The sequence below is a fragment of the Paenibacillus sp. FSL H7-0735 genome, from assembly GCF_038008505.1.
GTDB classification, from domain to species: Bacteria; Bacillota; Bacilli; order Paenibacillales; family Paenibacillaceae; genus Paenibacillus_AQ; species Paenibacillus_AQ odorifer.
The window spans coordinates 3092484-3107313 of sequence record NZ_JBBOZH010000001.1 but is presented as its reverse complement, the minus strand read 5'-3'; the positions used below and the strand labels follow the sequence as shown (position 1 = coordinate 3107313).

Here is a 14830-nt window from a genome sequence, read left to right as displayed (position 1 = left end):
CGATTACTCTATGTTCGCAGCTTGTTCTCGAATCTTCTCCAGTTCTGCTTTCATATCTAGCACAAGACCCACGAGAGTTAGATGATTGCATTTCGATCCGATTGTATTCGTCTCACGGTTCATCTCCTGAATGAGAAAATCCAGTTTGCGTCCTACCGGTCCTTTCCCCTTCAGGAGGGCTCTGCATTGCTCGAAATGACTATACAACCGGGTCAACTCTTCATCAATATTACAGCGATCTGCAAAAATAGCGATCTCCATCCCGAATTTATGCTCATCAAAAGCGAACGTCCCATCATTTAGTTCATTCAATCGATGTCGAAGTTTCTCACGATATTCAATGATTACGACAGGTGCAAGTTCAACCATTTCAGCATGCATGTTCTCAAGATGGTTCAGGCGCTGTTCAATATCTGCGGCTAGATAACTGCCTTCACGGGCGCGCATCTCCAGCAGAGACTGCAAACACTGCTCAAGTCCCGCCTCCAATACTTCGGAGTAGTCTTCTAATGTCGCAGACACGGCACCCGCAGCCTCGTCTTTGCTGTCCATAATACCGGGTATAGAAAGTATATCACGTAAAGTCAACTCACCAGTCAAACCATATTCGTTCTTAAGCTGCTCTGCTGCCTTTAGATAGGTCATTACAGCAGAGTGATTCAGAACCGGTCTAACTGTCGACTCATCGTGCTCTCTATTGATGGTAACATCTATTCTTCCCCGTTTGATGTGCTGTTGAACCTTTCTTCTCAACACATCCTCATAACCCGTCCAATCCCGGGGCATCCGCAGTACAACTTCGCAGTACCGGTGATTCACCGATTTCACTTCGAACATAATCTTGTAGCCGCCGAATTGCAGGGACGATTGACCGTATCCGGTCATGCTAAATGACAACGGAATCACATCCATTACACTATTGTAATTGATTATTACTAGCGAAACAAGGGGGACAATTTGCGTCCTGATTTCTCCCACACATACTCCATTAGCTGTGCGCTCATATCATAGAACATGAACGGAGTCATCAGATAGATTCCATTAAAATGGGCAGTAGCAACATCTAACAGTTCCTTAGCGATAGCGACACCTTCTGCTCTTCCAGCTTCCCCTTCAAGTCCCTTCATGCGGTTGCGGACATCGTCCGTAAGCTGAATACCGGGAACCTCATTATGTAGAAACTCTGCATTACGTCCGCTTGCCAGTGGCATAACACCAATGAATACGGGGATGTCCAGATGTGCTGTTGCCTCAGCTATCTTCACGATAAGTTCCTGATCATAGACAGGCTGGGTCATAATATAGTCGGCACCAGAGGCAATTTTCTTCTCCAGACGTTGCACTGCCTTATCCAAATGTTTAACATTCGGGTTAAATGCAGCTCCGATTACAAAATTCGCTTTCTGTTTCAAAGGTTTACCTGAGAAGGAAATCCCGTCATTCAGCTGCTTGATCATTCTAATAATCTCAAAAGAGGTTAAATCATAAACCGAGCTTGAGCCGGGAAGATCTCCAAATTTCGCAGGATCACCTGTTACAGCCAGCACATGATCAATTCCAAGCGCATCAAAACCCATCAAATGGGATTGAGTACCAATCAAATTACGATCCCGGCAAGCAATATGCACTAGCGGACGAAGTCCAGTTTTAGCGTGCACCAAATGTCCCAAAGCCATGTTGCTCATCCGTGTGACAGCCAGGGAGTTGTCGGCGAGTGTCAGCGCATCCGCGCCTGCTCTTCTCAGAACTTCTGCGCCCTGCATAAACTTTGCAATATCCAATTCACGAGGTGGATCAAGCTCAACAATAACCGTATGTCGTTCCTTTACCAGATCAACCAGGTTCGGCTCTCTACCATCTCTATCCTCATCGCCAAAATTCTCTTGCAGCGATACACGCTCCACTGCAGGTGGCAACGGTTTAGGAAGCGGTTGCGGTACATAATTCTTCAGTGCAGAGGAGATTTCTGCGATATGCTGCGGAGTTGTACCACAGCAACCACCGATTATCCGGCAGCCCATCTCCGCGAAAGTCTGTGCCATTTGGCCAAAATATTCTGGTGAAGCCCCGTACCGATATTCTCCGTCTACATAATCCGCCACACCCGCATTTGGATACACAGAGGCTGGCAGAACCAGATTCCCTTGTACAGCTTTGAGCGCTCGCTTCATTCCGTTCGGGCCTGTGTTACAGTTAAATCCGATAACATCAGCGCCATCGCCTTCCAGAATACGAAAGGCTTCTGGCAAAGTTAATCCATCTAATGTGCGTGCCGTTTCATCGACAGCTAATTGGCAAACTACAGGAAGCGAGCTGATCTTGCGGAGCGTTCTTAGAGCTAAATGCAGTTCCTCAACATCGTAAAAGGTTTCCAGCATAATGCCATCTACGTCCTCTTCTAGCAATGCAGCAATCTGCTGTGTAAAATATTTTTTCAGCTCTGTGGAAGAGAGATTCGCACGTTTGCCCGCACGAATAGATCCTACAGCTCCTAATACATACCCATGATCTCCAGCAGCCTGGCGAGCGATTCTAACCCCGGCTCGATTTATTTCCTCAACCTTGGATTCTAGACCATATTTGGACAGCCTGTCATAGTTCGCCGAGAAGGTGTTGCTTTCCAGCAGCACTGCCCCTGCCTCAATATAGCTGCGATGAACATCTTCGATTACCCCCGGAGAGGTCAAATTTAATTCTTCATAGGAAATGCCGACCGGGAAACCCTTCTGATATAAGTAGGTCCCCATCGCTCCGTCTCCGACTAATACTTTATTTCCCCATGCGGAACGTAAATCCGGCTTCACAACAAGATCCTCCCCTGCCACATTAGTTTCTAACTTTAGTTTCATACTAATGTAACATAAATCGGTATGGATGATAAGCTTTACAAAAGAAAAGCATTTAGACCAAAATATCACCATGCATGTTCATATGTAAAAAGCTTCATACTAACGTTAATGCCGTTATTTCCATAAAGGAGAGAATACTTTGAAGAAAAAAACAAGAAAGTTTCTGATCCGAAAATACGCTGTAACTTTACTGCTAGCCACTCTCTGCTTGCTGTATATTTATTTGCTAGATTGGCTGTATGGCTATGGGCTGGGTAACGTCGGGTATATCCTTAACTATCTATTCTATACCGCCTCTGAGAAAGCTACTGCTTGTATTTTGCTGCTTTGCTTGTTCATCCCCGATATCTATTACTGGAAAACAGGACATCAACCAGAACGTGGCGGGGAAAGATGACTTCTTATCGCCGCAACGATGATAAGAATTACAGGGATCAACACCATAAAGAAGGGAAAAATCGTATATAACAATCTCCCCCCCTCATTAATATGTTCAGTAAAGCTCCGCGCATTCAACATCGAGCTGAACAGAATGATCAGAGCACAGGGATAGACCATTCTCCGGTAAGGAATCTTGAACAATTCCGAAATTCCTATAAGTGCGGCCGCAAAAAACACAGACATTTTGAAAAAAACGCCGATAATCAGCACCATAACAATTAGAATATCCACACGTTGAATAAAATCGGAGATTGAAATCTTGCTAATCGTGGGCATCAGAGGGAGGGGTGACCGTTTCACTATATCTGTGCCAAGCACGGAAATATTCAGCATCATAGTCAGACTTAAGAGCAAACCTGAAACAAATATCCCCGCGGCGATGACCCAAGGACCTTTTTTAACATTGTTCAGATAGGGCATTAGCATGGTAAAACAAATCATTTCACCAAAAGGGAACATATAGTTCTGGCGAATAACAGAATCAATCACAGGCTGGAACCCATTCTCAAAAATAGGAAGTAATCGATTTAAATTAATTGAGCCCGATAACATCAGCATGATCGAGCAAAATATTCCTATCAGCATTACAAGAGTTGCGAATACCAATGAAGTTCGGGATAATACCTCTACTCCTTTATGCAAAACATACGCAGAAGATAAGATCATCAACGTTGAAATAATAAACAAAGGTGTGCGGTGCATAGTAGCCATAACCAGCATGGAACTGCCATCCCGTAAATCACGACCCGCTAAATTGAGGAATAGGGTAATGTAGAGAACGGAAATCACCGTACCTAAGGATTTTCCCAATAGCTTGCGGGTATAAGCCGTTAAGGGGAGATCCGGAAACTTTCTGTACAAATAAGTGTACCCCGAAAATACAATCAAACCGATCAAATTTCCGAGGAGTATGGATATCCACGCATCTTTACCAGACTCCATCCCAAGATTCACTACCAGCGCTGTTCCCAGCTCAAACAACAAAGTCAACGTGAAAAATTGGAGTAGTCCTATTTTTATCTTTCCCATAGCTGTCTCCTCCTTTATTGTCATTACTTATTCTTGGATTGAAAGGAATCACTTCGCATATCCGTATGCCTGATCACAGCATCAGCCTCGATATTAATCTGGCAGGTTTCAAATATACTCTCCCAATGATCTTTTACTTGTTTCCAGCCACGTGGATTAGCTCTTTCTACTGCTTCACCGAAACCTAGATAATCACTTTTTAATGAACGGGCAGTTGCTATGGCAGCGCGGATCTGTTCTTGAATATTCTTTTCCAAAAGCTTCGAAAGATCGTTTAACACTGTTGGATCTGTTAGATCCAAGCCATTGGGCGATTCCTTTAATCCAGCCTGCTGAGTGACATTAACCGTGAAGATAGGATGCTCTATATCTTTCGCATCCGCGTGGATATGTACCTGTGATAAATACACATTAAACGATATATAGTCCTTCTCCCCTATCGAGACCAATACCGGCATCTGAGATATTTTATTCTTAAGTAGAACGGTACCGATCGCCTCTTCGCCGAGCAGCCATCCTTTAAGCTTGTCTTCTTTAAAAGCTGCAAGACCGGTAACCTTTATTATGGTCTTCGGACTTATGTTCTTTAAATTATCGTTGCTCTCCCTCTGGTCCAAATCTCCAGTCACTAGCACGCCATTGATCACAGGCCCCCCACCCGGAACCTGAATCCCCCGGATAATATCATCCACTTCCATCCGATAGTTATATCCGAATTGTTTAGAGGTTGTCTGCAGCTTCTCCACCAAATCATTGGCTGGAATCCTTCCGAACACGGTCATAGTTGTCATACATTCACTTGCAGGCTGTCCCTTGGAAATAAAAATCAGGCTTGTCAGCCGGGTTTCGCTTTCCCTTTCCAGCACATCCATGATATCCTTGATGCCTTCTTGAGCGAACTTCTCGGAAATGATGACCACCCTAATATGTCCTAAAGACAAAAAACGTGCAGTCTGACGCGAGGCATTAGCTAATGCTTCAAACATAGTGCGGCCGCTACCTTTATAAACCGAAACAGGTGAAGTTCCTCTAGCGTTCTTCCCAGAGATTTCGTCAGCAACGATAACCTGAAAGGATAATACATATTTCTCTTCTTCTGTAGGTCCTCTATCTATGGACACACCGGAAACGATGGCTCTTCTGTTTAATTCCACACTATCCCAGCAGCCTGTGAGACTAAGACAGATCAATACGCAAGGTAAAAGTCCTGCTAAGAAAAAATTGCATTTACTCAGAATCTTGCTTTCCTTTCTTATGCGGCTGTGTCCCTTTAGTCTTATCAAGAATTTTTGGAGATAGGTTCTGTTCATGTCCGGCTGTGATCTCCTTCCCTTCTGAAATGTTCCCTTGCTGCGCAGTAGCAGGAGCTGGTTCTGCTGTGCCAAGCGCCCACAAAGGCAGCCTTAAGACGGCATCCTTCTGACCTCTGGATGACAAAGGCACGATTGGAGACAAATAAGGAACGCCAAAAGTCCGCAGACTGTTCATATGTGCAACCAGTACGATTAAACCCAGTGTAATCCCGTAAAAACCAAACATACCAGCCAATATCAAAAAACCAAAGCGGATAATTCTGCCCGCAATCGCCATGTTATACGCTGGAATGGCAAAGCTCGCAATCCCGGTCAACGCGACCACAATCACCATAACGGGCGTAATAATTCCAGCCTCTACCACAGCCTGACCAAGAATCAGAGCACCTACTACAGATACGGTCTGCCCAACTGCACGCGGCATTCTTACTCCCGCTTCCCGGATGATCTCAAACGCACCTTCCATTAGAATAGCTTCGACAAAAGCGGGGAAAGGCACATTTTCCCGTTGCGATAAAAGGTTGATCAGCAAAGTCGTAGGGATCATCTCATAATGAAACGTCGTCAAAGCTATATACACGGAAGGCCCTAGAATAAGCACGATAAAACTGATATACCGAATAATTCGCATCAGAATTGCAATATCGAACCTTTGCGCATAATCCGAAGCTGACTGAAAAAAAAGAGTGAAAACTGCAGGCAAAATCAATACAAAGGGGGTACCATCAACGACAATCACTACCCTCCCTTCTAACAGATTCGTTGCAGCAACGTCTGGCCGCTCGCTGTTATTGATGGTCGGAAAAGGGGTAAAGGTCTTATCCTGAATCAGCTCTTCGATATAACCGGATTCCATGATGGCATCTACATTAATCTGCTGCAGCCGTTTTCTAACTTCTTCAACCAGCTTCTCGTCCGCAGTATCCTTGATGTACATAAAAACCACATCGGTCTGAGTTACCGCCCCGATCTTCACATGCTCGAGTCTTAGTTTGGGTGATCTTATTCTTCTGCGTATTAATGAGACATTCGTAGCCAAAGATTCAACAAAGCTATCCTTTGGACCACGCACAACTAGCTGAGTGGAGGGTTCAGTGACAGAACGAGCTTCCCCTCCTTCAGTCTCACACATGATGCCACTGTCATAACCTTCAATGAGAATCAGTGTCTTCCCAGAAAGAATTCCGAGCAGCACCTCGTTCCAATCCTCCTGCAGCTGCGCTTCACCTATTTCCAGGGCACGGTTTAAAATGAGGTCATTCAGATTATTTGCTGCAGTATTGCTTTCCTTGAGCATCTCATCCGTAATGGAGAGCAATGAACCCATTACAAATTGATTCACGGTTTCTGTCTTAGCTAGACCATTAAGATGTACCGCAGCAGCCTCAACAACGGATTCCTCACCAAGCTTTACCTGGCGGATTCTAAGATCCGGACTATCTCCCAGCTCGGTTATGATATTGTTTAGCGTCTGCTCCAGATGAATGGTTAATCTCACTCCAGAACCTGGACCTGCCGGGTCAGCTTGCTGTCCCTTACCGGATTTATTTTTTTTAGTTAACCCGTTGATGTTCAACAAGCTCCCCTCCTTTTTTTCATAAACATTGTAGTATTATTCTCGGTTACTCCTTCCATTATTCGGCTGCTTAAAGTCACCTCAGGTTAGAAACACAAAAAAGGCAGTCCAAGAATGCGCTCTTGGACTGCCTTTTTATTATTTTTCTATATTGCTACACTGCCCGTGAATACGACCTCAGCAGGTCCAGTCATATACACATGATTATCCTCTTCATTCCATTCAATATAGAGATCGCCGCCCTTTAGACTAATCCAAGCTGCCCGGTTTGTAAGATCATTCAGCACAGAGGAGACAAGGGTTGCACAGGCTCCAGTGCCACAGGCAAGCGTAGGTCCTGCCCCACGTTCCCAGACACGCATATCCACTCTGCCCCGATCCAGTACCGTTGCGAATTCAACGTTTACTTTTCTCGGGAACAAAGGATGTACCTCAAGCTTAGGTCCCCATGTGGCAAGATCAAAATTCACTGCATCTTCTACGTAAATCACGCAATGAGGATTTCCCATGGATACCGCTGTGAACTTAAATTCGGTTCCTTCCGCTTCAATCGGCTGAGCGAGCACTGGCTCTGCATCAATAGATACTGGAATTTGCAGACCGGACAATACAGGTTCGCCCATATCTACGGTTACAGTCTCCACAACACCGTCTTTCACGTTTAAAGTAACCTTTTGTTCTCCGGCACCAATCGTTTCTATTACAATCTGCTCTGAGCTTACCAGTCCGTGGTCATATACATATTTAGAGACACAGCGAATGGCATTTCCGCACTGCTCCGCCTCCGAACCATCAGAATTCATAATACGCATCTTGAAATCGCCACGCTCAGAAGGCAGGATATATACCAGTCCGTCAGCACCGATTCCAAAGAACCGGTTGCATAGGGTTACAGCAAGCTCCGCTGCATTACTTGGCAGCTCTTGCTCGCCGAAAACAACGATGAAGTCATTACCGAGGCCGTGCATTTTTGTGAATTCCATTAAAAGTCCACTCCTAAAGGTTATGTTATGTTAGCATTCGCTTAAGCTTAAAGTTCTGTGTAATTGAGCATTTCGCAAGCATATGAGCGGTTAACTGCAACAAGTATACCTTTAGGAATGGAGCATTAGTATTGACTTTATGCTGAAATTTTTGTACTTTTTATCATCGGATTACTGCCGCTGCGTCCACGATTACGTTTGCCACCCCAAACACTGCCGGCACCCATCAAGAAGGTCGGGATCCCCGCTGTTACAAACACCAGACACCATTCGCGGAAATTGAGCGGCACTGTTTTGAAGACAGGCTGGAGCACAGGCACGTACATTACGGCCAGCATCAGTAAGACTGATGACAACACGGCAAGCACTAGATACTTATTCTGGAACGGATTGCGGTGGAACACTGAACGCGAACTGCGGCAATCGAAAACATGGATCAACTGTGCCATAACTAGTGTTGCAAAAGCAACGGACTGTGCCCGAATCAATTGTGCAGGATTCTCTGGTGCTATACGTAAGGTTAGCCAAAATGCTCCTAGCGTACATAAACCAATCAAGAATCCACGGCTTATAATTTTCCAGCCTAAGCGGCGGGCAAAAATATTTTCTTTCGCACCACGAGGTTTATGCTCCATCAAATCCTTCTCGGGCTGATCCACTCCAAGTGCCATCGCTGGCAGTCCGTCCGTCACTAGATTGACCCAAAGAATTTGGATCGGAACGAGTGGTAATGGCAGACCCAGCATCATGGCAAAAAACATAGTCAGAATCTCTCCCACATTGGATGCCAACAGATAACGAATGAATTTACGAATATTCTCATAGATATTTCTGCCTTCTTCGATGGCAGCAACAATCGTTGAGAAGTTATCATCCCCGAGAACAAGTGATGATGCTTCCTTGGTCACATCTGTACCTGTGATCCCCATGGATATCCCGATATCTGCAGCCTTAATGGCTGGAGCGTCGTTCACTCCATCTCCGGTCATAGCCACTACGTGACCGTGACGTTGTAGAGATTTAACGATCCGAAGCTTATGCTCTGGAGATACGCGGGCGAATACAAACACATTGTCCGATATCTTATCCAGCTCATCATCATCCATCCGGGTTAACTGAGCGCCTGTCAGCACCGTTCCACCACGCTGCAGAATTCCCAGCTGGTGAGCAATTGCCTCGGCAGTTGTTCCATGATCACCAGTAATCATAACCGTCTTAATCCCTGCCCGGCGTGTGACACTGATGGCATCGCGGACTTCACGACGTGGCGGATCGATCATTCCTGCCAAGCCAATAAAGACTAATTGATTCTCCGCATCCTTTTCACTATTCACATGTTCATTTGGACGCATATCCCGGTAAGCCATACCTAGCACACGAAGGGCTCCTGAAGCCATTTGCTCATTGGCATCAAGCACCTTCTGCCGCAAAGTTGGCGTACAAGGCACAACACCGCCCTCCCAAAGCATATATGCGCAGCGATTCAGCAATACATCGGGCGCACCTTTGGTACATACCATCCGTCCTCCCGGATGGCCTACGATCACAGACATCAGCTTCCGCTCAGAATCAAACGGAAATTCCTGTTCACGAGTGTAGGTTACGGCAAGCGTCTGAGCGGTCAGTCCCATCTTTCCTGACAGTGCCACGAGCGCTCCTTCTGTCGGGTCGCCCTTCAGTTCCCAAACGGAAGTGTTGTCTGCAGACTTTTCAAGAACAGCATCCTTATCCTTCCCTTTTCGTTTGCCTCGCACTTCAGACTGGAAGGTCTCAATAATTTCCGCGTTGCTGCATAATGCGCCAACCTGCAACATCCGCCGTAAGCTTTGATCATGTTTTAGATCCACTGCTTTGCCTTTCTCCAGAACCTGTCCATTTGGAGCATACCCTTCACCTGTTACCTCAAGACCACGTCCACCCGTCCATAATCGGGTCACCGTCATTTTATTTTGCGTTAATGTTCCTGTCTTGTCTGAACAGATTACCGAGGCACAGCCCAACGTTTCCACTGACGGCAATTTACGAACGATAGCCTTGCGTTTGATCATCCGCTGCACGCCTAGCGCAAGCGCAATAGTTACAATAGCGGGGAGACCTTCCGGAATCGCGGCAACTGCCAAGCTCACACCAGCTAAGAACATGGAGGTGGCAGGCTGTCCATGCAGAATACCTGCTACCACAACTACAATTGTCAATCCCAGAGATACGTAGATCAGAATCTTTCCTAGCTGCTCAAGCCGATGCTGTAAAGGTGTTTCCTGAGAATCCGTATTTTGGATTAGATCCGCTATCTTACCCATTTCCGTGTTCATACCGGTACGGATTACAACAGCTCGCCCTGTTCCTCTGGTCACCATAGTGCCCATGAAGCCTAAATTCTTCTGATCACCAAGCGGAATCTCTTCTGCACGGATCGCTTCCGAATGCTTCGAGACAGGCAATGATTCCCCAGTAAGTGCGGATTCTTCCACATATAGAGCACTGCATTCCAACCAACGTACATCGGCAGGAATCCGATCTCCACTCTCCAGCAAGACAATATCACCTGGCACCAACATCTTGGCTGGGATAATCTCGCTATTCCCTCCACGTAGCACTTTGGCAGAAGGTGCGGAGAGTTGCTTTAAAGCTCTTAGCGAACGTTCGGCGCGAAACTCCTGAACAAATCCAAGCGCTCCATTCAGTAGGATAATCGCGATGATCGTGATGGCATCCAAGTATTCGCCTAGCAACCCGGATACAAGCGTTGCACCCATGAGCACAAGCACCATGAAATCCTTGAACTGGTTCAACAGCAGGGTAAACGGAGATACTGTCTTTCCTTCCGACAGCTCGTTGTACCCGTTCTCCTTTCGTCTCTCCGCGGCTTCCTCATCACTGAGGCCCGTCCTTGGCTGGACATTGAACATTTTCTGCAGCTCTTCTGCACCGAGACGGTGCCAACTGTTTTGTTCCATGACTTTTCTTTCCCTCCCGGTCGTTTCTTTACTTCCGGCGGCGCACAGCTTTTCCACCTGTTCATGACAAATGTATTCAAGGTCGTCCAATAATATCACCCCTATCCAATTCCCCTTTTGCGCGAATGTCCTAAAGTATGGCATCATAGAGAGGTGAGCATAGACGTCTTCGGCGTCCTTATAAGGACAGGTAAGCGTTTGAGCGAGAAATATAAGATATAAGTATTGTGTGAAACTTTTACTTTCTTATATTTAAGAAATTCATTTCACGGCGACAGGAGAGCTTTATCATGGCATTAGACGGCATTGTTACCCGAGCTATCGTGCACGAATTGCAATCATTCATAGGTGCACGTATAGGAAAAATATATCAACCGAACAATCACGATTTAATTTTTAACCTGCGCGGCGCAGGTGGCGGCGGCAAGCTGCTGCTCTCTGCTAATCCAACGTATCCTCGGGTGCATTTTACCGAAAGAAACAGCATTAATCCTTCGGAAGCACCCATGTTCTGCATGCTTATGCGGAAGCATTGTGAGGGAGGGACCATTGAAAGTATTACGCAGGTAGGTATGGAACGAATTATTCACATAAACGTCAAGACTAGAGATGAGCTTGGTGACGTCTTTGCCAAAAAGATCATCATAGAACTCATGGGTCGACACAGTAACATCATTCTTACTGATCTCAGTTCTGGAACGATCATAGACGGCATTCATCATGTAACTCCATCGATCAGCAGCTATCGGATTGTGATGCCCGGTATCGCATACACAGAACCGCCACAGCAACATAAGCTGAACCCTTTGGAGATTGGTCAGGAGCAATTTCTCAATTTAATCTCGGCTGCTGAAGAAGCTGCACTGATAGAGGATGATGAGGAGGCTGAGCCAGAAGAAATCATTGAGGGTGAGCTTGCTAATCTGATCACAAAAGAAGCAGTAGAGCAAAAACCTGACGGCTCTGGCGGTCCTTCTCCCTCAGCTGACCCCGTGGGCTGGATGGTACATGCTTTCAGCGGAATGAGCCCACTGATTGCTGGTGAAATTGCTCTTCGTCTGAGAAACACCCTGGATAAAGGCGTTACAGAATCCGAAGCAGCATTTCCGACACAATTATGGGTTGCCTTCCATTCCGTAATGGGATCCGTACGCGATAACGAATTTTCTCCTGTTGCAGGTGCAAACGCAAAAGGTAAGATGATTTTTTCTGCGATCCCCTTAACACTTCTGGGTGAGAGTGCGAAACATTACAACTCCATCAGTGAATGTATGGAGGATTATTACGGGGATAAAGCCGAGCGCGATACTGTAAAGCAACGGGTGAGTGATTTGATCCGCTTCCTCAGCAATGAACGGAGCAAAAACGTTAAGAAACTCGCTAATTTGCAGAAGGATCTCGACGAAGCTCAGGATGCTGATCGTTACCGCATTTGGGGTGAGTTGCTTTTCGCTTCATTACACGCGGTATCCAAAGGGGATAAAGAAGCCTCCTTGGTCAATTATTATGATGAAAATCAGGCGGAAATGGTGGTTCCGCTCGATCCGTTATTAAATCCTTCGGACAATGCACAACGTTATTTCAAAAAATACAACAAATATAAAAACAGCCTGCTTGTCATTAATGAACAGCTTTTGAAGACGCATGAGGAAATTCTGTATATGGAGAGTCTGCTGCAGCAACTTGCCCACGCTTCCCTCAACGATATTGAGGAGATCCGCGACGAGCTTGTAAGCCAAGGTTATCTGCGAGACCGGAGCAAAAAGGGCAAAAAGAAGAAAAAGGCCACCAGACCCACATTACAGGTCTTCACCTCTTCAGAAGGAATCGATATTTATGTCGGCAAAAATAATTTGCAGAACGAATACGTCACCAATCGACTGGCTTCTCCGAATGATACTTGGCTGCATACCAAGGACATCCCCGGATCACACGTGGTCATCCGAAGTGAGCAATTTGGAGATGCAACGCTGGAAGAAGCCGCTCAGCTTGCCGCTTATTTCAGCCAAGCCAAACAGTCCAGCAGTGTGCCTGTGGACTGTACATTGATCCGCTATGTACGTAAACCAAGCGGTTCCAAGCCGGGATTTGTAATCTATGATCATCAAAAGACACTGTTCGTCACACCCAATGAGGAAAGAATTAAGAGTCTTCCAAATACTTTGAGAAGCTAAATACTAGATATAAAGAAACCTCCATCTGCAGATGTTGAACATCTAAAGCTGGAGGTTTTTTATAATTCGCTCCGCACTAATTTCATGCCTTTTTGTTTAAAAACTTCAGTACTTCTGTAGAAACCGTAACACTGCCGATATCCCCGTGAAAAATCACGCCTTGACGGGCACCATGAAAGTCAGAACCTCCGGTTATTAACAGATTATAATCCTCAGCCATAACTTGGTAACGTTCTTCTTCCGCAGGTCCATGATCAGAGTGATAGACCTCAATCCCTTTAAAAGCGCCTTGCTCCAGAATATCTCGCACCAGAAGGTCATCCCCGTACAAACCCGGATGGGCTAATACTGGAGAACCTCCTGCCTCAATGATCCACTCGCAAGCTTCCTCCGGTGTGATTCTAGGAGGTGACACATAGGCCGCTGCACCCTCGGCCAAATACTTGTTGAAGGCATCTCTCATATCGGTAGCTGCCCCAATCCGAACCAGCTCGTCGGCAATATGTGGCCGGCCGATGCTTTCATCAGGCTTCAATTCCCGCCCGATCCCCGCTATAACCTGTTCCAAGGTAATCGCAATCCCAAGGTCTTGCAGCTTGGTAATTATCGCTTCATTTCTAAGTGCCCGGGTATCTCTTAGCCCTTCCAAACGTGAGAGAAATTGTTCATTCTCAGGATCAACATAATAGCCCAGCACATGAATGTCTTTGCCACCAGCACGCGTACTGATCTCTACACCAGGCACAACGGTTATTCCGTACTTATCCCCTGCTTCACAGGCTTCCTTCACGCCAGCCACTGTATCATGATCCGTAATGGCAACAGCGCTTAGCCCCTTCTCCTTAGCAAGTCGTACATTCTCCGCTGGTGGCTGCATGCCGTCAGATGCTTGAGTATGGGTATGGAGGTCGCATACATCCTTCGCAGGTAGGTTGCCTGCATTCTCCCACTCTTCCCGCAGAATCCCCATTTTTATGGCATCGTAGTATTCTCCTCGCACGATTCGTGCTTTACGGACGCGAGCTTCCTCCACCATGCCACATTTCGCTGCCAACCCGATCATTCTTTTATTCCCTGACCAGGTGCCTATTCCAAGACGGACTGTATCAAGAGAATTAAATAAATAATCTATCCACATCTTAAACGCTTCCGTACCGTAACCACCTGACCAATAACTAGAATCAAAGATTACTATACCAATCTCCATCCAGTTGGTTTCTTGCGATATCCAGTAGCGTCCTACTTTCCCCTTTACCTTGCCGTCTATTTCTATGATCAACAGGTTACGCGGGGTTTCCGTCTCAACTAACGCCAAATGACCTATGTAGTCCTCGGTAAACTTTTCGAATCTTTGATGTGCCAAAGATTTATAAGGACCATCCCATTTCAAGTGTTCACGGTCTTCAGCTTCATGATAGTGATAATAAAGCTTCTGAAAATCAGCCTCTGTAATATCGCGCAATACTAGCTTTTCTCCACGTAGAACAATTGACATTGTGATATCCCCC

Annotated in this window: 10 protein-coding genes and 1 pseudogene; 2 read left to right on the top strand and 9 right to left on the bottom strand. The window is 46.0% G+C overall.

Annotation, left to right across the window (positions count from 1 at the left end; translation table 11 throughout):
• Positions 1-3: 3 nt before the first annotated feature.
• Together NSS82_RS13985 and NSS82_RS13980 are read right to left on the bottom strand one after the other, a co-directional pair.
• Positions 4-897 (bottom strand): YicC/YloC family endoribonuclease, encoded by an 894-nt coding sequence (locus tag NSS82_RS13985; RefSeq protein ID WP_036686185.1) that lies wholly within the window; start codon positions 895-897, stop codon positions 4-6.
• 38 nt (positions 898-935) lie between these two features.
• Positions 936-2804 (bottom strand): bifunctional homocysteine S-methyltransferase/methylenetetrahydrofolate reductase, encoded by a 1869-nt coding sequence (locus tag NSS82_RS13980; protein WP_340960328.1) that lies wholly within the window; start codon positions 2802-2804, stop codon positions 936-938.
• Positions 2805-2988: 184 nt separating this feature from the next.
• Between NSS82_RS13980 and NSS82_RS13975 the strand changes: the two genes are divergently transcribed.
• Positions 2989-3246, top strand: coding sequence for a hypothetical protein (locus NSS82_RS13975; protein ID WP_036686181.1), 258 nt, complete (start codon positions 2989-2991; stop codon positions 3244-3246).
• On the opposite strand, the gene NSS82_RS13970 is transcribed toward NSS82_RS13975, so the two are convergent.
• The 5 genes from NSS82_RS13970 to NSS82_RS13950 form a co-directional block, all read right to left on the bottom strand.
• Positions 3219-4319: a GerAB/ArcD/ProY family transporter gene (locus tag NSS82_RS13970; RefSeq protein ID WP_036686178.1), complete on the bottom strand. Its 1101-nt coding sequence runs from the start codon at positions 4317-4319 to the stop codon at positions 3219-3221. The two genes, NSS82_RS13975 and NSS82_RS13970, sit on opposite strands and share 28 nt — an antisense overlap.
• Before the next feature lie 23 nt (positions 4320-4342).
• On the bottom strand, positions 4343-5629 hold the full coding sequence (locus tag NSS82_RS13965) for a Ger(x)C family spore germination protein (RefSeq protein ID WP_080742471.1): 1287 nt from the start codon (positions 5627-5629) through the stop codon (positions 4343-4345).
• The gene (locus tag NSS82_RS13960; RefSeq protein ID WP_076273882.1) at positions 5547-7208 is read right to left on the bottom strand and encodes a spore germination protein; all 1662 of its coding nucleotides are present in this window, start codon (positions 7206-7208) and stop codon (positions 5547-5549) included. The genes NSS82_RS13965 and NSS82_RS13960 overlap by 83 nt, the downstream gene beginning before the upstream one ends.
• A gap of 146 nt (positions 7209-7354) precedes the next feature.
• Complete coding sequence (gene dapF / locus NSS82_RS13955; protein WP_076147270.1) at positions 7355-8191, bottom strand: diaminopimelate epimerase; 837 nt, start codon at positions 8189-8191, stop codon at positions 7355-7357.
• A 137-nt stretch (positions 8192-8328) separates the two neighbouring features.
• On the bottom strand, positions 8329-11148 hold the full coding sequence (locus NSS82_RS13950) for a calcium-translocating P-type ATPase, SERCA-type (protein ID WP_036686174.1): 2820 nt from the start codon (positions 11146-11148) through the stop codon (positions 8329-8331).
• Positions 11149-11438: 290 nt separating this feature from the next.
• Here NSS82_RS13950 and NSS82_RS13945 point away from each other — a divergent pair, with 290 nt between their 5' ends.
• Positions 11439-13322, top strand: coding sequence for an Rqc2 family fibronectin-binding protein (locus tag NSS82_RS13945; RefSeq protein WP_076099568.1), 1884 nt, complete (start codon positions 11439-11441; stop codon positions 13320-13322).
• Positions 13323-13404: 82 nt separating this feature from the next.
• Here the strand turns inward: NSS82_RS13945 and NSS82_RS13940 are convergent, their stop codons facing one another.
• Both NSS82_RS13940 and NSS82_RS13935 read right to left on the bottom strand, forming a co-directional pair.
• Complete coding sequence (locus NSS82_RS13940) at positions 13405-14292, bottom strand: PHP domain-containing protein (protein ID WP_076224033.1); 888 nt, start codon at positions 14290-14292, stop codon at positions 13405-13407.
• A 72-nt stretch (positions 14293-14364) separates the two neighbouring features.
• Positions 14365-14817, bottom strand: a pseudogene (locus tag NSS82_RS13935) (GNAT family N-acetyltransferase); the annotation flags it as partial.
• Between the last annotated feature and the right edge of the window lie 13 nt (positions 14818-14830).

Coding starts and splice junctions, on each gene's coding strand:
- NSS82_RS13970 (WP_036686178.1), bottom strand. CDS start 4,319: ATGGGAAAGATAAAAATAGGACTACTCCAATTTTTCACGTTGACTTTG.
- NSS82_RS13965 (WP_080742471.1), bottom strand. CDS start 5,629: ATGAACAGAACCTATCTCCAAAAATTCTTGATAAGACTAAAGGGACAC.
- dapF (WP_076147270.1), bottom strand. CDS start 8,191: ATGGAATTCACAAAAATGCACGGCCTCGGTAATGACTTCATCGTTGTT.
- NSS82_RS13950 (WP_036686174.1), bottom strand. CDS start 11,148: ATGGAACAAAACAGTTGGCACCGTCTCGGTGCAGAAGAGCTGCAGAAA.
- NSS82_RS13945 (WP_076099568.1), top strand. CDS start 11,439: ATGGCATTAGACGGCATTGTTACCCGAGCTATCGTGCACGAATTGCAA.
- NSS82_RS13940 (WP_076224033.1), bottom strand. CDS start 14,292: ATGGGGATTCTGCGGGAAGAGTGGGAGAATGCAGGCAACCTACCTGCG.